Origin of the sequence: Enterobacter cloacae complex sp. I3 (assembly GCF_014896175.1) — a bacterium.
In the GTDB taxonomy this organism is placed as follows: domain Bacteria; phylum Pseudomonadota; class Gammaproteobacteria; order Enterobacterales; family Enterobacteriaceae; genus Enterobacter; species Enterobacter bugandensis.
In genome coordinates this window covers 93655-112166 of the sequence record NZ_JADBQZ010000019.1, presented here as the reverse complement: position 1 = coordinate 112166, position 18512 = coordinate 93655, and the positions used below count along the sequence as shown (strand labels likewise).

The following is an 18512-nucleotide window of genomic DNA, read 5'->3' as shown; positions in this document are numbered from 1 at the left end:
AGTTTGATGCTCGTGAATTAAACTTCGTAATGAATTACGTATGTTCACTCAGAGACTTGGTATTCATTTTTCGTCTTGCGACGTTAAGAATCCATGTCACTTTGAGTGCCCACACAGATTGTCTGATAAATTGTTAAAGAGCAGTTGCAACGCGGCTTTCAGCTCACCGTTGCGAGGTCCCGTATATTACGTTTTCCTCATTCAGAGTCAAGCGATTATTTTCACTTTTCTCTGTTGGCGTTCATCTCTGAACCCCGCTAACCCGGCGGCCTGTAAGCCGTTGTTCCGTGTCAGTGGAGGCGCATTATAGGGAGTTCTCAGACGTTGACAACCCCTCTTTTAAAAAAAACTTTCAACCGTCTCTTTTTTGCTCAAAACCGTGCTACAGCGCCAGTTTTTCGAGCGTTTCAAAGCCATAACGGCGTAAAACGGGTAAAAGTTGCTCAGTCTCTTTCGTGATAGCCATGCAAAATGCGATATTTGCATCGGTAGATTTCGCATCCGGCGCTTCATGCTCCAGCAGCCAGGCCGTACGACGGGCGATCGCCGCACCAGAATCCACCAGCCGCGTCCCCTCCGGAAGCACTTCTAAAAGCTCTTCCTGCAAGAGAGGGAAGTGGGTGCAGCCCAGCACAACCGTATCCGGTGGTTCGGGCATCCGCAGCCACGGACGAAGAATACGACGCAGCTCTTCGAGCGATACCGTCTCGCCGTGCAGTTTCGCTTCCGCCATCTCCACCAGCTCTGCGGAGCCAAGCATTGCAATCTGGCATTCGTTAGCAAAACGGTCGATCAGCTCGCGGGTATAAGGACGCTTCACCGTGCCACGCGTGGCCAGCAAGCCCACGATACCGTTCGCCGTCAGGCGCGCGGCAGGCTTTATGGCAGGAACAACGCCCACAACCGGGAACTGGAATTTCTCACGCAGAGCGGGAAGAGAAACGGTGCTTGCCGTATTACAGGCGATGACCGCCAGCGCAAGGGGATAGCGCTTTTGTACCGCGGTGACGATTTCAACCACGCGCTCAACGATAAAGTCCTCACTCTTCTCCCCATACGGAAAAGCGACGTTATCGAAGGCGTAGATGTAATGGAGATCCGGCAGGAGATGCCGAATCTCATCGTAGACCGAAAGCCCACCGACGCCAGAATCAAACACCAGCACGGTAGGGCGCGGATTAGAAGGTGTAGCTGCCAGACAAGGTGTATTCCCGTCCTGCAGTTTGGTAGCCATAAACTGTCTCGTAATCTTTATCGAACAGGTTGGCTATTTTACCACGAACTGTGAGGTGTGAGGTGACCGGATATGAAACTGCGACATCCCACAGGCTCACACCGCCCATTTTCACTTTTTCTGACGGATAAGAACCAAAATCAGTGTCGTAACGCGTGCCGAGATAGTGATACGTCAGGCTCCAGTCGAAATCATAGATCTGCGTATCGAGCTGATATTTCACCTGCTGCTTAGCACGACGGTCCAGAAGTTCGTTGGTCGCCGCATTGCGGGCATCCACATAGTCGTAGCCAACGGTATGCGTCAACGGACCTGTATCAAACGACGCCGTCGCTTCCACACCCTTAATGCGTGCTTTGCCGACGTTGTAATATTCCTGAAGGTTATTATTGAAGTCGATGAGATTATCAACGTCATTACGATAGCCGGACACGCGCCAGCTCACGCCTGCCGTCAGGCCTTCAAACGCCCCTTCCCACTGCTTGCTCTCTTCTGGATCAAGATGGTCATTGCCATAGAAGCCATAGAGTTGACCCAGATTCGGGGCTTTGTAGGCCGTACCATAAGAAGCAATGAAGCGGTAGCCGTCCACGAACTCCCACGCTGCACTGCTTTGCCAGGTGCCATGGCGACCAAACTGAGAGTTGTCATCGCTGCGAACCGCCCCTTCCAGAGTGAAATCGCCCAGCTGCTGCAGCCCGGTCAGGTAGACGCCGGTGTTACGCAGGTTGTAGCCGTTGGTCACGTAGTTTGTACCCGGCTCGGTGCTCTGCTTCTGCCAGTCAACGCCTGCACCAATGTTCCCGTGCCCCACATCAACGGAGTTGAGCCACTGAACGTTGTACTGTTTGATTTCATCCAGCGTGGCCGTCGAATCGTAACGGCCCAAATTAGGGTCGTAGTTATAGTCTTTGCTGTGGCTATAGCTGGTGAGCAGCTGTGAATGGAAGATGTCCTCGTTGAAGCGTAATCCTGCGTCCCAGGTCTGGCTATAGAGCTGGCGGGTATCGACCAGAACGTCAGGGGTAAATGAGCTGTAGTAACCGTCATAGGCCGTACGGTTGCTGTAGCCAAAGCCGCGAACAAATCCGCTCCACTGGTCTGAGAATGCGTGCTCCACTGCACCGTAGAGCGTTTTATTCATAAAGCCGTCGCGATCGGTCTGGGCAAGGCCACCATTGTTGCCGTCCGCAACCACATCGAAACCTTTGGTATAGGTGTAATCCCCCGCCAGCGTGACGCGCGTGCTGTCGCCCAGCGTTTGCTGGGTACTGCCGCCATAATTCTGGTAACCATGCGACCCTACGCCGGCATTCAGCGTCGTACCGTCCTTCGTGCGGGTGGTAATAATGTTGACTACACCGCCAATCGCATCCGAGCCGTATACCGCCGAACGCGGTCCACGCACATATTCGATACGCTGCACCAGGGAGATCGGGAACTGGCTGAGATCGGACGACCCCGTGACGCCCGCCTGATTAAGGCGGATGCCGTCAACGAGAATCAGGACGTGGCTGGAGTTGGTGCCACGGATAAAGAGAGAAGAGAGTTGCCCCATCCCGCCATTTTGCGCCGTGTCCACGCCGGGCAGGCGACGCATAACGTCCAGCACCGAGGTTGACTGCCAGCGGTCAATATCGGCACGCGTAACCACCGACGTTGCTGCCAGAATAGTTTTTTCAGGTTGTTCAAAACGATTTGCCGTCACCACCAACGAGTCAGCGCTATCCTGCGCCCAGCCCGAAAATGCCGTGACGGACAGCGCCGTCAACAGCGATACTTTTTTAATCATTGTTAAAGCATCCACAATATAAGAAGGATGCCGCAGGCCTCATCTATAGCACGCGATGATGAAACCAAATGCGACGTGATCCCGGCAGGTCTTCGGGCTAGGTGGCGTTATACGGATGAAGACTTCCCATTTTCACAGTGTCTACAGCTCTCATCCCGCCAGTCTTTACCGCTGCGCGTCAGCTCCAGATTTTCACTGGATTCCCTTTTCACTCTCAGGAGACCGGAAACAGAATGCTACAATTAGACACGTATAGATGTCCAGACAGCTATTGGCCATTAAATCTGGACATCCCCTGAACAATCCCTACAATCCCCGCGTAATTCTTTATCACTCAGGACGCATCATGACCCCAGAACACCTCCCGACAGAACAGTACGACGCGCAGCTGGCCGAGAAAGTTGTCCGTCTGCAAAGTATGATGACGCCTTTCAACGCGCCCGTTCCCGAGGTGTTCCGCTCCCCTGTCAGCCACTACCGCATGCGCGCCGAGTTCCGCATCTGGCATGACGGCGACGACCTGTACCACATCATTTTCGATCAGCAGACCAAATCGCGCATTCGCGTGGACAGCTTCCCGGCAGCGAGCGAGCTTATCAACCAGCTGATGACGCTGATCATTGAAGGCGTGCGCAACAATCCGGTGCTGCGCAACAAGCTGTTCCAGATTGACTATCTGACCACGCAAAGCAATCAGGCGATTGTCTCTCTGCTGTACCACAAAGCGCTGAACGACGAATGGCGCGAGCAGGCCGAAGCCCTGCGCGATGCGCTGCGTGCGCAGAACATCAACGTACACCTGATTGGCCGCGCGACCAAAACCAAAATCATGCTGGATCAGGATTACGTCGACGAGCGTCTGCCGGTGGCAGGTAAAGAGATGGTTTACCGTCAGGTGGAAAACAGCTTCACCCAGCCGAATGCCGCGATGAACGTGCAGATGCTGGAGTGGGCGCTGAAGGCGACGGAAGGGTCTAAGGGCGATCTGCTTGAGCTGTACTGCGGTAACGGCAACTTCTCGCTGGCGCTGGCGCGTAACTTCGAACGCGTGCTGGCAACGGAAATCGCCAAGCCGTCGGTAGCGGCCGCGCAGTACAACATCGCCGCTAACCATATCGATAACGTGCAGATCATTCGCATGGCGGCAGAAGAGTTCACCCAGGCCATGAACGGTGTACGCCAGTTTAACCGCCTGGAAGGGATCGATTTGAAGAGCTACCAGTGTGAGACGATTTTTGTCGACCCGCCGCGCAGTGGCCTGGACAGCGAAACCGAGAAGATGGTGCAGGCGTACCCGCGTATTTTGTACATCTCCTGTAACCCGGAGACGCTGTGCAAGAATCTGGAAACATTAAGCCAGACGCACAAGGTTGAACGTCTGGCGCTGTTCGATCAGTTCCCGTATACACACCATATGGAGTGCGGTGTACTGCTCACGGCGAAGTAACTAGCCGGCGTTTTTGGCAGGTGGCGCTTCGCTTACCTGCCCTACTCAGACCCCATTACTCTGGCAGTTGACTCTTGCGGCTACGCATGCGCGAGCCAATCCAGAACACCAGCGCCACGGACAGTACCGCAGGGAAGAAGTTAGAGCCGATATCCGGATACTCCGCGCGCACCACGGTGCTATACAGCAATACGCCCAGAATAAAACAGGCAGCGGCCAGCCCCGGTAACCCGACCGGCATCGTACGGTTCAGGTAACGCTGATGCAGGCAGTAGACCGTCAGCACCAGCGCAATAAGCGGGAAAATCGAAAATGGCACGATGGAGCTAAAAATAGCGGCAAACGTGCCATTAATGGATAAGCCAGCGATCAATGCCAGCAACAGCGTCCCTTTATCCTGACCTGACTGTTTCATTACTCACCTTCACTCTTCGGTTTGATGTGCCAGTTTCTCTTGTTCACGGCGATACCAGTAGTACGCGCCTTTGGAGATCATCCTGAGCTGCAATACCAGTCGCTCTTCAAGCTGCTTGCGTTGTTCAATGCTGACGTCCAGCGCTTCGGCACCCGCGCTGAACACAATCGTCACCATCGCCTCGGCCTGTGCTTCAGTAAAGGCACGCGGCATATGGTTTTCGAGTTCAAGATAGTCGGCAAGTTCCGCGATGAAGTGCTGAATTTCCCGCGCGACGGCGGCACGAAACGCTGCCGATGTGCCCGAACGTTCGCGCAGAAGCAGACGAAACGCGTTGGGGTTATTGCCGATAAATTCCATAAACGTCGACACGGAGGTGCGGATCACGCTGCCACCTTTGGCGATACGCTGACGCGCCTGGCGCATCAGCTGGCGCAGCATCAAACCGCTCTCGTCGACCATGGTCAGGCCCAGTTCATCCACATCACGGAAGTGACGATAGAAGGACGTTGGCGCAATCCCGGCCTCGCGTGCGACTTCGCGCAGGCTCAAACTGGCAAAACTCCGCTCAGCACTCAGTTGACTGAATGCGGCTTCCACCAGCGAACGCCGGGTTTTCTCTTTTTGTTGTGCTCTTACGCCCATCACGATAGTTGAATCCTTCCAAAGGCCTGATGGCACTATACCAGAGAATAAAATTAATCTGTTTGCTCAGCTTTGTGAATGATTGTTTACGTGCGGTTTGTGCTCCACTGCCGGAAAAAAACACAACGATAATTGGGTTGCCCTGGCAATGATGTTATGATTCTGTTGCTTTTATGTATAAGAACAGGTAAGCCTTGCCATGCCACATTCCTACGATTACGACGCAATAGTTATTGGTTCCGGCCCCGGCGGCGAAGGTGCTGCTATGGGTCTGGTGAAACAGGGAGCCAGAGTAGCGGTCATCGAGCGCTACCATAATGTCGGCGGCGGTTGCACCCACTGGGGCACCATACCATCGAAAGCCCTCCGCCACGCCGTTAGCCGCATTATCGAATTTAACCAGAACCCTCTTTACAGCGACCACTCCCGACTTCTTCGTTCCTCCTTTGCCGACATCCTGAATCACGCGGATACCGTCATTAACCAGCAGACGCGCATGCGTCAGGGCTTTTATGAGCGTAACCATTGCGAAATCCTGCAGGGCAACGCGCATTTTGTGGATGAACACACCCTGGCACTCGAATGCCACGACGGTTCGATTGAGACGATCACCGCTGAAAAATTTGTTATTGCCTGCGGTTCACGCCCTTACCATCCGGCCGACGTCGACTTCTCACACCCACGCGTCTACGACAGCGACTCCATTCTGAGTCTGCACCATGAACCCCGCCACGTCATTATCTATGGCGCAGGGGTCATCGGCTGCGAATACGCGTCGATCTTCCGCGGAATGGATGTCAAAGTTGACCTGATTAACACCCGCGATCGCCTGCTGGCGTTCCTCGATCAGGAAATGTCAGACTCCCTCTCCTACCACTTCTGGAACAGCGGCGTGGTGATTCGTCACAACGAAGAGTACGAGAAAATAGAAGGCTGCGATGACGGTGTGATCATGCACCTGAAGTCCGGTAAGAAGCTGAAAGCCGACTGCCTGCTGTACGCCAACGGCCGTACCGGCAATACCGATTCACTGCGGCTGGAAAATATCGGGCTTGAAACAGACAGCCGCGGTCAGCTGAAGGTCAACAGCATGTATCAGACCGCGCTGCCGCACGTATACGCGGTGGGCGACGTAATTGGCTACCCGAGCCTGGCCTCCGCCGCTTACGATCAGGGCCGCATTGCCGCTCAGGCGCTGGTGAAAGGCGAAGCGACGGCGCATCTGATCGAAGATATCCCGACGGGGATCTACACCATTCCGGAAATCAGTTCCGTGGGAAAAACCGAGCAGCAGCTGACGTCAATGAAGGTGCCTTACGAGGTAGGTCGTGCGCAGTTTAAACATCTGGCGCGGGCGCAGATCGTGGGGATGAGCGTAGGTACGCTGAAAATTCTGTTCCATCGCGAGACGAAAGAGATCCTCGGGATTCACTGCTTTGGTGAACGCGCGGCGGAAATCATTCATATCGGCCAGGCAATCATGGAGCAGAAAGGTGGTGGTAACACCATTGAGTACTTCGTTAACACCACCTTTAACTACCCGACCATGGCAGAAGCCTATCGGGTAGCCGCGCTGAACGGCTTAAACCGCCTGTTTTAACGCGCTGTCGAAATGGCCATCCATCGCACCGCGGATGGCCTCTGCCAGCTGCTCATAGCGGCTGCGCAGCGGTGACCCTGGGCGATACACCAGGCCAATGGTGCGACGCGGCTCCGGCTTAATGCACGGCAGGTACACCACGCCATCACGCTTACGCTCGCGCGGTACGGCCAGCGCAGGCAGCAACGTAATACCGCTTCCCGCCGCCACCATATTACGCAGCGTTTCCAGACTGGTTGCGCGGAAGTGGGTATCTTCGTCAGCGCCCGCTTCGAAGCAGAAGCCCATCGCCTGATCGCGCAGGCAGTGACCGTCTTCCAGCATCAGCAGCTTTTCACCGGCCAGATCGGCCATCGGCACGCGATCGCGGTTCGCCCACGGGTGATCTTCATAGATCGCCAGCATCATCGGCTCATCGAACAGCGGTACTTCAATAAACGCTTCGCTCTCTTTTACCAACGCCAGAATGGCGCAGTCGAGCTTGCCGCTGTCCAGCTGCGCCAGCAGCTGATGGGTTTGCGCTTCGTGCAGGTACATTTCGAGTTTCGGGAACGTCTGGTGCAGCATTGGAATGATGTGCGGTAACAGGTACGGGCCAACGGTTGGGATCAGGCCAATATGCAGCGGGCCGGACATGGCCTCTCCCTGCTGGCTTGCCATTTCCTTGAGCACTTTGACCTCGCGCAGCACGGTGCGCGCCTGATCCACCAGCAGAAGACCGGCCTGGGTGAACAGCACCTTACGGCTGGTGCGCTCCAGCAGCATCACGCCCAGCTCGTCTTCCAGCTTGCGGATCTGCCCGCTCAGCGTCGGCTGGCTGACGTGGCAGGAATCTGCCGCGCGGCGAAAGTGACGATGCTCGGCTAACGCTACCAGGTATTCAAGATCACGAATATTCATTATTCATCCTCCGTCGCCACGATAGTTCATGGCGATAGATAGCATAGCAATGAACGATTATCCCTATCAAGCATTCTGTTGAATAATACACCACATAGACGAGGCGGCCGTGTTTGACCCTTGACGTCCCCGCACCGTCAGCGAGTTTCTCTCAAAACTCGAACAACTAAAGCCAACGTGAACTTTTGCGGACCCCGTGGTCCGCTTTTTTTTTGCGTAAAAAAGCCTGGCGCTAAGCCAGGCTCCGTTTTTCTCCCTCTCCCTGTGGGAGAGGGCCGGGGTGAAGGCACCAGCCCGCACGGTTCAAATCAGGCGGTTTTTCGCATCCGCAATCGCCTGCGCCACCTGCTTCGGCGACACGCCGCCTTTCGCCGCACGTTTATCCAGGCAGGACTGCAGCGCCAGAATCGGGTACACATCCTCCCCGATCGCCGCGCTGAATTTTTGCAGGTCGGCAAGCGCCAGATCTTCCAGCGGTTTACCCTGACGAATCGCTTCCACCACCGCTTCGCCCACAATATGGTGCGCCTCGCGGAACGGTACGCCCTTCGCGACAAGGTAGTCCGCCAGTTCAGTAGAGTTGGCATAGCCCTGCTGCGCCGCTTCCTGGCAGCGCGGACGTTTCACCTGAATGCCGTCCAGCACCAGCGCGCCCATGTGCAGGCAGTCAAGCCAGGTGTCGAGCGCGTCGAACAGCCCTTCCTTGTCTTCCTGCATATCTTTGTTATACGCCAGCGGCAGCCCTTTCAGGGTCATCATCATACCGGTCAGCGCGCCCTGCACGCGACCGCACTTGCCGCGGATCAGCTCCAGCGCGTCCGGGTTTTTCTTCTGCGGCATCAGGGATGAGCCTGAGGTCACGCGGTCGGACAGCTCAACGAAGCCCGCTTCGCCAGAGTTAAAGAAGATCAGGTCTTCGGCAAAGCGCGAAAGATGCACCATCCCGATAGAGGCATTGGAGAGCAGCTCCAGCACGTGGTCACGGTCAGATACGCTGTCCAGGCTGTTACGGGTGGCGGAAGCAAAGCCCAGCCATCCTGCCAGCTGCTCGCGGTCGATTTCATACGCCGTACCGGCCAGCGCACCGCTGCCCAGCGGGCTGACGTCCAGACGCTTCAGGGTATCCTGCAGTCGGCTTTCGTCACGCGCCAGCATCTCAACGTAGGCCAGACACCAGTGCGCAAAGGTCACCGGCTGCGCGCGCTGCAGGTGGGTATAACCCGGCATCACCGCGTCCTGATTGTTCTGCGCGGTCTCTACCAGCGCACTTTGAAGCTGACGGTTGGCCGCCAGCAGTTCGCCAACGGTCTCTTTACACCACAGTTTCAGGTCGGTGGCGACCTGGTCGTTACGGCTACGGCCGGTGTGCAGCTTTTTACCCAGCTGGCCGACCTTGTCGATCAGCTTGCCTTCCACCCAGCTGTGAATATCTTCGGCATCGCTCTGCAGGATTTGCTGCGGATCCAGACGCACCTCTTCCAGCAGGTTGTTCAGCGCCTCTTCCAGCTGCTGCTGTTCGTCTGCGGTCAGTACGCCAACGGTCACCAGCGCTTTGGACCAGGCCACAGAGCCGACAATATCCTGTTCGGCCAGGCGGTAGTCGAAGCGCAAAGAGTCGTTGAACTGTTTGAACCGTTGATCCGCTGCCTGTGTAAAACGCCCACCCCAAAGTGCCATAACATCGTTCCTTTATTCGTTAGTTCCGCCGGGTGCGCTTCGCTTACCCCGGCCTACGGTCATTCAATAAAAAACTTACGCTAAAATACGCGTGCCAATCGGCGTGCCGTTAAACAGCGCCGGGAGCTGCTCCGCGTGACGCCAGGAGGCGATATCCACCGGGCGGCCCAGCGTGCGCGCCGCATCCAGCGCGGCGTTCACTTTGACGATCATGCCGTCGGTAATAATGCCCTGAGCGATCAGCTGCTCGGCTTTGGCGGCGGTCATTTCCGCTATGCGCTGGCCTTTACCGTCAAGAATGCCGCTCACGTCGGAGAGCAGGATCAGGTCTGCGCCCAGCGTGGCCGCCAGCGCGGTTGCCGCCTGGTCCGCGTTAACGTTCATCAGCTCGCCCTCTTCGGTCACGCCGATAGAGCTCACCACCGGCAGGAAACCGCCTTCCAGCAGGGTGTTAATCAGCTTAGGCGAACCTGGCTGCGCCAGTCCAACATGGCCGAGCTCTTCGTCGAGCTGGGTCACTTTTACGCTATCACCGTCGCCCAGGTAGAGGCCAACGGACGCAATATGGTGTTTCTTCGCCCATGCCAGCAGCGTTTTGTTCGCCGTGCCCGCCAGCGCGCCGGTAATGATGTCAATCTGGTCAGCAGGCGTGACGCGCAGGCCATTTTTCTTTTTCACCGGCAGATTCAGCCCTTTCATCAGCTCATCCACCACGCAGCCGCCGCCGTGCACAATCACCAGCGGACGCTGGTGCGATTCGCGATAGTTCACCAGCGCGGTAAACAGGCGCTCCAGCGCTTCTTCGCTGTCCAGCAGTACACCACCGAGTTTGATAATTAATGGGTTCATCATCACACCTTAAATAAGAGCCTGCGTTTCAGGGAAGCCGAAACGAATATTTGCACACTGCATTGCCTGTGCGGCAGCGCCTTTGAGTAAGTTATCTTCTGCGGCGACCACAATCAGATGCTCGCCCTGTACGGCAAAGCCGATATCGCAGAACGGCAGGCCAACCACGTTTTTGAGCGCCGGCACGCCTTTGTCGTACAGACGCACCAGCGGCTTATCCGCATACGCCTGCGAGAAGGCCTCGCTCACCTGCTCTTTCGTCACGCCCGACTTCAGGCGACAGGTGATGGTTTCGAGGATCCCGCGCGGGAAGCTACCCAGGTGCGGGGTAAAAATCACCTCCGCGCCCAGATGGGTGGTGATTTCAGGATGATGGCGGTGATTAAACACGCCATACGGCTGAAGGCTCACTTCGCAGAAGCTGTTGGAGATAGCGGCCTTGCGCCCCGCACCGCTCACGCCGCTGGTGGCGTTGATCACCGGCCACTGGCTCAGATCCAGCAGACCGGCGTCGATCAGCGGCTTCAGGGAGAGCTGCGCCGCCGTCGGGTAGCAGCCAGGCACGGCAATCAGGTTCGCTTCTTTCAGTTTATCCGCACTCCACTCCGCCAGGCCGTACACCGCTTTTTCAAGCAGATCCGGATGCTGATGAGTGAAGCCGTAATATTTTTCGTAGAACGCGCCGTCGTTAACGCGGAACGCGCCGGAGAGGTCGAAGACCACGCAGCCGGCCGCCAGGAACTGCGGCGCCAGGTCGTGGCTGACCTCGTGCGCGGTGGCTAAAAACACCACGTCGACGCCGTCGGTAAACTCGCTGATGTCAGACATCGGCTGCAGCGGCAGATCGACCATGCCCTTAAGCTGCGGATGCAAATCGGAAATTAACTTTCCTGCATCATTGCTTTGCGCTGACACGGTCAAAGCGGTTATGGTCATATGAGGGTGGCGATTTACGTAGCTTACAAGCTCTGCGCCCGCATAACCGCTAGCGCCTACAATCAGCGTATTCAACATCGGGTTCCTTTATGCTCAACGTTAATGTATTTTTATTCACATTTATTGCATGAATATTGATACTATCACGACCTAAGGTGTGTCAACAATGAAAATGAACTTACCGCCATTTATCGAGATCTACCGCGCCCTGATTGCCACACCGTCCATCAGTGCGACCGAAGAAGCGCTGGATCAGAGTAATGAGTCTTTAATCAATCTGCTGGCGGGTTGGTTTAGCGATCTTGGGTTTAACGTTGAGGTTCAGCCCGTCCCCGGAACACGCCACAAATTTAACCTGCTCGCCAGCACCGGAACCGGCGCGGGCGGTCTGCTGCTGGCCGGCCATACCGACACCGTACCGTTTGACGATGGCCGCTGGACGCGCGATCCGTTCACCCTGACCGAGCATGACAACAAGCTCTACGGTCTGGGCACCGCCGACATGAAAGGCTTCTTCGCCTTTATCCTCGACGCGCTGCGTGACGTGGACGTGACGAAGCTGAAAAAACCGCTCTACATTCTGGCAACCGCCGATGAAGAGACCAGCATGGCGGGCGCACGTTATTTCTCTGAAAACACGTCGATTCGTCCGGACTGCGCGATCATCGGTGAACCGACCTCTCTGCAGCCGATTCGTGCGCACAAAGGCCATATTTCTACCGCGGTGCGCGTGCTGGGCCAGTCCGGTCACTCCAGCGATCCGGCGCGCGGCGTGAACGCCATTGAGCTGATGCACGACGCCATTGGCCGCATTATGACCCTGCGCGACGACCTGAAAGAGCGGTATCACTACGAGGCATTCACCGTGCCGTATCCGACGCTGAACCTCGGTAGCCTGCACGGCGGCGATGCGTCCAACCGCATCTGCGCCTGCTGCGAACTGCATATGGATATCCGTCCGCTGCCGGGCATGACGCTGAGCGATCTGGATGGCCTGCTGAATGAAGCGCTGGCCCCGGTGAGCGAGCGCTGGCCGGGACGCCTGACGGTCTCCGAACTGCATCCGCCAATCCCGGGCTACGAATGCCCGCCAGACCATCAGCTGGTTCAGGTGGTGGAAAAACTGCTCGGCGAGAAAACCGACGTGGTGAACTACTGCACCGAAGCGCCTTTTATTCAAACGCTTTGCCCGACGCTGGTCCTCGGCCCTGGCTCCATTAATCAGGCCCACCAGCCGGATGAATATCTGGAAACTCGCTTCATCAAGCCCACCCGCGAGCTGATTACCCAGGTTGTGCATCACTTCTGCTGGCATTAAAACCGCACCGAAAAGTCCCCTCTCCCTGTGGGAGAGGGTTAGGGTGAGGGCAACAAATCACATGATCACCGTCACATTTCCATAAGCATCTCTTATCTGACGCAATGCGAATTAAATTTCGTAAATTGCCCGCATTTATTCGTTTGCTGAACCGTTTTCGCAGCAATTGACGACGGGGGTTTTACGTGGCTTTATAAAGGGAGATGACAAAATAATGTCCAGAAGATTTTCGCCTGGGCATAAACAAAAATGATGGGGTGACTGGGTTTTTATGAACGAACAATATTCCGCGTTGCGTAGTAATGTCAGCATGCTCGGCAAAGTGCTTGGAGATACCATCAAAGACGCGCTGGGGGAGAACATCCTCGACCGCGTTGAAACCATCCGCAAGCTGTCCAAATCTTCCCGTGCCGGTAACGAGGCCAGTCGTCAGGAGCTGCTCACCACCTTGCAGAACCTCTCTAACGATGAGCTGCTGCCCGTTGCCCGCGCCTTCAGCCAGTTCCTGAACCTGGCAAACACCGCTGAGCAATACCACAGCATTTCGCCAAACGGCGAAGCGGCCAGCAACCCGGAAGTCATTGCCCGCACCCTTCGTAAACTGAAAGACCAGCCAGACCTCAACGAAGCCACCATCAAAAAAGCGGTGGAGTCCCTTTCGCTGGAGCTGGTGCTGACCGCACACCCAACCGAAATCACCCGTCGTACGCTGATCCACAAGATGGTGGAAGTAAACAGCTGCCTGAAGCAGCTGGATAACAAAGACATTGCCGACTACGAGCGCAACCAGCTGATGCGCCGTCTGCGCCAGCTGATTGCCCAGTCCTGGCATACCGATGAAATTCGTAAGCATCGCCCAAGCCCGGTCGACGAAGCCAAATGGGGCTTTGCGGTGGTGGAGAACAGCCTGTGGGAAGGGGTACCAAACTACCTGCGCGAGCTGAACGAACAGCTGGAAGAAAACCTGGGCTATCGTCTGCCGGTAGACTTTGTGCCGGTGCGCTTCACCTCCTGGATGGGCGGTGACCGCGACGGCAACCCGAACGTGACCGCGGAAATCACCCGTCACGTCCTGTTGCTGAGCCGCTGGAAAGCGACCGACCTGTTCCTGAAGGATATTCAGGTGCTGATCTCCGAGCTGTCCATGGTTGAAGCGACGCCGGAACTGCGCGCGCTGGCCGGTGAAGAAGGTGCCAGCGAGCCGTACCGTTTCCTGATGAAAAAGCTGCGCGGTCAGCTGATGGCCACCCAGGCGTGGCTGGAAGCGCGCCTTAAAGGCCAGCGCCTGCCGAAGCCGGAAGGTCTGCTGAGCCAGAACGAACAGCTTTGGGAGCCGCTGTACGCCTGCTATAAATCACTCCAGGCCTGCGGGATGGGCATCATCGCCAACGGCGAACTGCTCGATACCCTGCGCCGCGTGAAGTGTTTCGGCGTACCGCTGGTGCGTATCGACGTGCGTCAGGAAAGTACCCGTCATACCGAAGCGCTGGGCGAGCTGACCCGCTATCTCGGCATTGGCGACTATGAAAGCTGGTCCGAAGCCGACAAGCAGGCGTTCCTGATCCGCGAATTGAACTCCAAGCGCCCTCTGCTGCCACGCAACTGGGAGCCAAGCAACGACACCCGCGAGGTGCTCAACACCTGTAAAGCGATCGTCGATGCGCCGAAAGGATCGGTGGCCGCCTATGTGATCTCCATGGCGAAAACCCCGTCCGACGTGCTGGGCGTTCATCTTCTGCTGAAAGAAGCGGGCATCGACTACGCCCTGCCAGTCGCCCCGCTGTTTGAGACCCTCGACGACCTGAACAACGCCAACGACGTAATGACCCAGCTGCTTAACATCGACTGGTATCGCGGCTTTATTCAGGGCAAGCAGATGGTGATGATTGGCTATTCCGACTCCGCGAAAGATGCGGGCGTGATGGCGGCGTCCTGGGCGCAGTATCAGGCTCAGGATGCGCTGATCAAAACCTGCGAGAAAGCCGGTATCGAGCTGACCCTGTTCCACGGTCGCGGAGGCTCCATTGGCCGCGGTGGCGCGCCTGCTCACGCGGCGCTGCTCTCTCAACCGCCGGGAAGCCTGAAAGGCGGCCTGCGCGTGACCGAGCAGGGCGAGATGATCCGCTTCAAGTATGGCCTGCCGGAAGTGACCATCAGCAGCCTGTCGCTCTATACCAGCGCGATCCTGGAAGCGAACCTGCTGCCACCGCCGGAGCCAAAAGAATCCTGGTGCCGCATCATGGACGAGCTGTCAGACATCTCCTGCGATCTGTACCGCGGCTACGTGCGTGAAAACAAAGATTTTGTCCCTTACTTCCGCTCGGCCACGCCTGAACAGGAGCTGGGTAAACTGCCGCTGGGCTCGCGTCCTGCAAAGCGTCGCCCGACCGGTGGCGTTGAATCACTGCGCGCCATTCCATGGATCTTCGCCTGGACGCAGAACCGCCTGATGCTGCCCGCCTGGCTGGGTGCCGGTGCCGCGCTGCAAAAAGTGGTGGAAGACGGCAAACAGAACGAACTGGAAACCATGTGCCGCGACTGGCCCTTCTTCTCTACCCGTCTGGGCATGCTGGAGATGGTCTTCTCGAAGGCCGACCTGTGGCTGGCGGAATACTACGACCAGCGGCTGGTGAAACCAGAGCTGTGGGCGTTGGGTAAAGAACTGCGCGAACTGCTGGAAGGCGACATCAAAGTGGTGCTGGACATCGCCAACGACTCGCACCTGATGGCGGACCTGCCGTGGATCGCCGAGTCAATCCAGCTGCGTAACATCTACACCGACCCGCTGAACGTTTTACAGGCTGAACTGCTGCACCGTTCGCGTCTGGCGGAAGAAGAAGGGAAAGAGCCGGATCCGCGCGTTGAACAGGCGCTGATGGTGACGATTGCGGGCGTTGCGGCGGGTATGCGTAACACTGGGTAATGCTTTATGCCGGGCAGGCGTTTTTAGCGCCGCCCGGCACGTTTCGGTAGTCTTCTCATGTATTCCGATATCACCCGAATTTTGGCTGACCTGGTGAACCGTACGTTACCGCTGGGCCAGATTCATTTCTCGGCGCTGGCTGAACAGCATCCCCGAACATCTCCCTGCCTCGTCATTACCCTTGTTCCCCCCTGTGAGGCGATATTTTCATCCTTTGGACATATCACGCTTCCACCGCCTAACGCCCTGAGCATACATTTCGGTAAGCAGCAGCTGACTCTCGATTTACAGCGTGACAACGCGCTTTTGCAGCAGCTGCAGGTTCCCCGGCGTGGCCCGCGAACGGGTGCTTTTCTTCTGCAAGCGCTCACCGAATTACAGATGCAGCCAGACGAGCAAGACACAGCCATGCTGGTGGTATTAAGCTTGCTCAGCCACTGCCGGGATCTGCTTGGCAGTGACATCCACACCGCTAACCGCAGCCGGGCGCTATTCGAAGCCGTTCGTAGCTATATCGAAGAAAAATACGCCTCTTCGTTAACGCGCGAATCCGTGGCACAGGCGTTCTACATCTCGCCGAATTACCTTTCCCATCTCTTTCAGAAGATCGGCCACGTGGGGTTCAACGAGTATCTGACACAAACGCGGCTGGAACATGCGCGCCAGCTGCTGAAAGGCTACGATCTCAAAATTAAAGATATTGCCGCACGCTGCGGATTTCCTGACAGCAACTACTTTTGTCGCCTCTTTCGCAAGCACACCGAGCGTTCCCCTTCCGAATATCGTCGCCAGTATCACAGCCACCTTATCGCCAAAAAATAGCATTGTGATCGCTATCGCACTTCGCTAAGGACATTACATTTGTCCAGTATTTGGCAAAATTGACCTGTATCCGCCGCACTCAGCAGGGCCTTATCCTTTATTCAACCTTTCTGACTTAAGGAAAAATAATGGAACTGTATCTGGATACCGCGAACGTGGCGGAAGTGGAACGCCTTGCACGCATCTTCCCCATCGCGGGCGTCACCACCAACCCAAGCATCATTGCCGCCAGCCGTGAATCCATCTGGGACGTGCTGCCGCGGCTGCAACAAGCCATCGGGCCGGAGGGCACGCTGTTTGCTCAAACCATGAGCCGCGACGCCGAAGGCATGGTGGCGGAGGCCAAACGCCTGAGTAACGCCATCCCGGGTATTGTGGTGAAAATTCCGGTCACCGCGCAGGGGCTTATCGCCATTAAAGGGCTGAAAAGAGAGGGTATTACCGCGCTGGGCACCGCCGTTTACAGCGCCGCTCAGGGTTTACTGGCCGCGCTGGCAGGCGCGAAATACGTTGCGCCGTACGTCAACCGCGTCGACGCCCAGGGCGGCGACGGTATTGGCATGGTACAGGAGCTGCAGTCCCTGCTTGAACTGCATGCGCCGGAAAGCATGGTGCTGGCTGCCAGCTTTAAAACACCGCGTCAGGCGCTGGACTGCCTGCTGGCCGGATGCGAGGCAATCACGATCCCCTTAGACGTAGCGCAACAAATGCTCGGTACCCCAGCGGTAGAGTCGGCCATAGAAAAGTTCGAGCAGGACTGGAAAAACGCGTTTGGTAACCTCAATCTCTAAGAGAGAACTGTTATGGACCGTATCATTCAATCGCCGGGGAAATATATCCAGGGCGCGGATGTGCTGACCCGTCTCGGCGACTATCTGAAACCCCTGGCAAACCGCTGGCTGATCGTCGGCGATAAGTTTGTGCTGGGTTTTGCCGAAGACACCCTGCGCCAGAGTTTTAAAAAAGCCGAACTGCATGCCGAAATCGCGCCGTTTGGCGGCGAATGTTCGCAAAATGAAATCGATCGCCTGAAAAAGTTGGCCGACAGCGCCGACTGCCTGGCAGTACTGGGGATTGGTGGCGGTAAAACGCTTGATACCGCGAAAGCGCTGGCTCACTTTATGGACGTGCCGGTCGCCATTGCGCCGACTATCGCTTCCACCGACGCGCCGTGCAGCGCCCTTTCCGTTATTTACACCGACAGCGGCGAGTTCGATCGCTACCTGATGCTGCCGCACAACCCGAACATGGTCATTGTGGATACGAAAGTGGTAGCAGGTGCGCCTGCACGTCTGCTGGCCGCCGGGATTGGCGACGCGCTGGCGACCTGGTTTGAAGCACGCGCCTGCTCGCGCAGCGGCGCGACCACCATGGCCGGGGGTAAATGCACACAGGCGGCATTAGCGCTCGCCGAGCTGTGCTACAACACGCTGGTTGAAGAGGGTGAAAAAGCGATGCTGGCGGCGGAACAGCATGTGGTAACGCCTGCGCTGGAACGCATTATCGAAGCCAACACCTATCTCAGCGGCGTCGGCTTTGAAAGTGGCGGGCTGGCGGCTGCACACGCTATTCATAACGGCATGACGGCGGTGCCGGACGCGCATCACTTCTATCATGGGGAAAAAGTGGCGTTTGGTACGCTGACGCAGCTGGTGCTGGAAAACGCGCCGGTAGAAGAAATTGAGACCGTCGCGGCGCTTTGCCACAGCGTAGGGCTGCCGATCACCCTGGCACAGCTGAACATCAAAGAGGATATTCCGGCCAAAATGCGTCTGATTGCCGAAGCCTCTTGTGCGGAAGGAGAAACGATCCACAACATGCCGGGGGGCGTCACGCCGGATCAGGTGTATGCGGCGCTGCTGGTGGCAGACCAGTATGGACAGCGATTCCTGCAGGAGTGGGAGTAATAAAAAAGCCGGGTGGCGCTGCGCTTACCCGGCCTACGTGGCACTTT

General features: G+C 56.8%; 15 protein-coding genes and 1 riboswitch. Of the genes, 7 read left to right on the top strand and 8 right to left on the bottom strand.

Features of this window, described 5'->3' with window-relative positions; all coding sequences use genetic code 11:
• Window positions 1-382: 382 nt before the first annotated feature.
• Both murI and btuB read right to left on the bottom strand, forming a co-directional pair.
• Complete coding sequence (murI, locus tag IM271_RS16075; RefSeq protein ID WP_028014824.1) at window positions 383-1234, bottom strand: glutamate racemase; 852 nt, start codon at window positions 1232-1234, stop codon at window positions 383-385.
• Window positions 1179-3026, bottom strand: a complete 1848-nt coding sequence (btuB, locus tag IM271_RS16070; RefSeq protein WP_028014825.1) for a TonB-dependent vitamin B12 receptor BtuB — start codon at window positions 3024-3026, stop codon at window positions 1179-1181. Before btuB ends, murI begins: the two co-directional genes overlap by 56 nt.
• Window positions 3027-3091: 65 nt before the next feature.
• A riboswitch (cobalamin riboswitch) is annotated at window positions 3092-3268 on the bottom strand.
• A gap of 104 nt (window positions 3269-3372) precedes the next feature.
• Between btuB and trmA the strand changes: the two genes are divergently transcribed.
• A complete protein-coding gene (gene trmA / locus IM271_RS16065) occupies window positions 3373-4473 on the top strand; it encodes a tRNA (uridine(54)-C5)-methyltransferase TrmA (protein WP_028014826.1) in 1101 nt (366 codons plus the stop codon).
• Window positions 4474-4528: 55 nt separating this feature from the next.
• Here the strand turns inward: trmA and IM271_RS16060 are convergent, their stop codons facing one another.
• Window positions 4529-4888 (bottom strand): YijD family membrane protein, encoded by a 360-nt coding sequence (locus IM271_RS16060; RefSeq protein ID WP_008501783.1) that lies wholly within the window; start codon window positions 4886-4888, stop codon window positions 4529-4531.
• 9 nt (window positions 4889-4897) lie between these two features.
• Window positions 4898-5536, bottom strand: a complete 639-nt coding sequence (gene fabR / locus IM271_RS16055; RefSeq protein WP_008501784.1) for an HTH-type transcriptional repressor FabR — start codon at window positions 5534-5536, stop codon at window positions 4898-4900.
• 196 nt (window positions 5537-5732) lie between these two features.
• Between fabR and sthA the strand changes: the two genes are divergently transcribed.
• On the top strand, window positions 5733-7133 hold the full coding sequence (sthA, locus tag IM271_RS16050) for a Si-specific NAD(P)(+) transhydrogenase (RefSeq protein WP_045260262.1): 1401 nt from the start codon (window positions 5733-5735) through the stop codon (window positions 7131-7133).
• Here sthA and oxyR read toward each other — a convergent pair.
• From oxyR to argC, 4 genes are all read right to left on the bottom strand, one after another.
• Window positions 7116-8033: a DNA-binding transcriptional regulator OxyR gene (gene oxyR / locus IM271_RS16045; protein ID WP_025758848.1), complete on the bottom strand. Its 918-nt coding sequence runs from the start codon at window positions 8031-8033 to the stop codon at window positions 7116-7118. The genes sthA and oxyR overlap by 18 nt on opposite strands.
• Before the next feature lie 303 nt (window positions 8034-8336).
• Entirely contained in the window at window positions 8337-9710 is a 1374-nt protein-coding gene (gene argH, locus IM271_RS16040) for an argininosuccinate lyase (protein WP_045260261.1), read from the bottom strand.
• Between the two features lie 75 nt (window positions 9711-9785).
• Window positions 9786-10562 (bottom strand): acetylglutamate kinase, encoded by a 777-nt coding sequence (gene argB, locus IM271_RS16035; protein WP_098946274.1) that lies wholly within the window; start codon window positions 10560-10562, stop codon window positions 9786-9788.
• A 6-nt stretch (window positions 10563-10568) separates the two neighbouring features.
• Entirely contained in the window at window positions 10569-11573 is a 1005-nt protein-coding gene (gene argC / locus IM271_RS16030) for an N-acetyl-gamma-glutamyl-phosphate reductase (protein WP_028014829.1), read from the bottom strand.
• Window positions 11574-11661: 88 nt separating this feature from the next.
• Between argC and argE the strand changes: the two genes are divergently transcribed.
• The 5 genes from argE (at window position 11662) to IM271_RS16005 (ending at window position 18465) form a co-directional block, all read left to right on the top strand.
• Window positions 11662-12813, top strand: coding sequence for an acetylornithine deacetylase (gene argE / locus IM271_RS16025; RefSeq protein ID WP_028014830.1), 1152 nt, complete (start codon window positions 11662-11664; stop codon window positions 12811-12813).
• Window positions 12814-13084: 271 nt separating this feature from the next.
• Complete coding sequence (ppc, locus tag IM271_RS16020) at window positions 13085-15736, top strand: phosphoenolpyruvate carboxylase (RefSeq protein WP_041911805.1); 2652 nt, start codon at window positions 13085-13087, stop codon at window positions 15734-15736.
• Between the two features lie 57 nt (window positions 15737-15793).
• The gene (locus IM271_RS16015) at window positions 15794-16558 is read left to right on the top strand and encodes an AraC family transcriptional regulator (RefSeq protein ID WP_193052855.1); all 765 of its coding nucleotides are present in this window, start codon (window positions 15794-15796) and stop codon (window positions 16556-16558) included.
• A 128-nt stretch (window positions 16559-16686) separates the two neighbouring features.
• Window positions 16687-17349 (top strand): fructose-6-phosphate aldolase, encoded by a 663-nt coding sequence (gene fsa / locus IM271_RS16010; RefSeq protein WP_193052854.1) that lies wholly within the window; start codon window positions 16687-16689, stop codon window positions 17347-17349.
• A gap of 12 nt (window positions 17350-17361) precedes the next feature.
• Window positions 17362-18465: a glycerol dehydrogenase gene (locus IM271_RS16005; RefSeq protein WP_048959186.1), complete on the top strand. Its 1104-nt coding sequence runs from the start codon at window positions 17362-17364 to the stop codon at window positions 18463-18465.
• Window positions 18466-18512 lie beyond the last annotated feature (47 nt).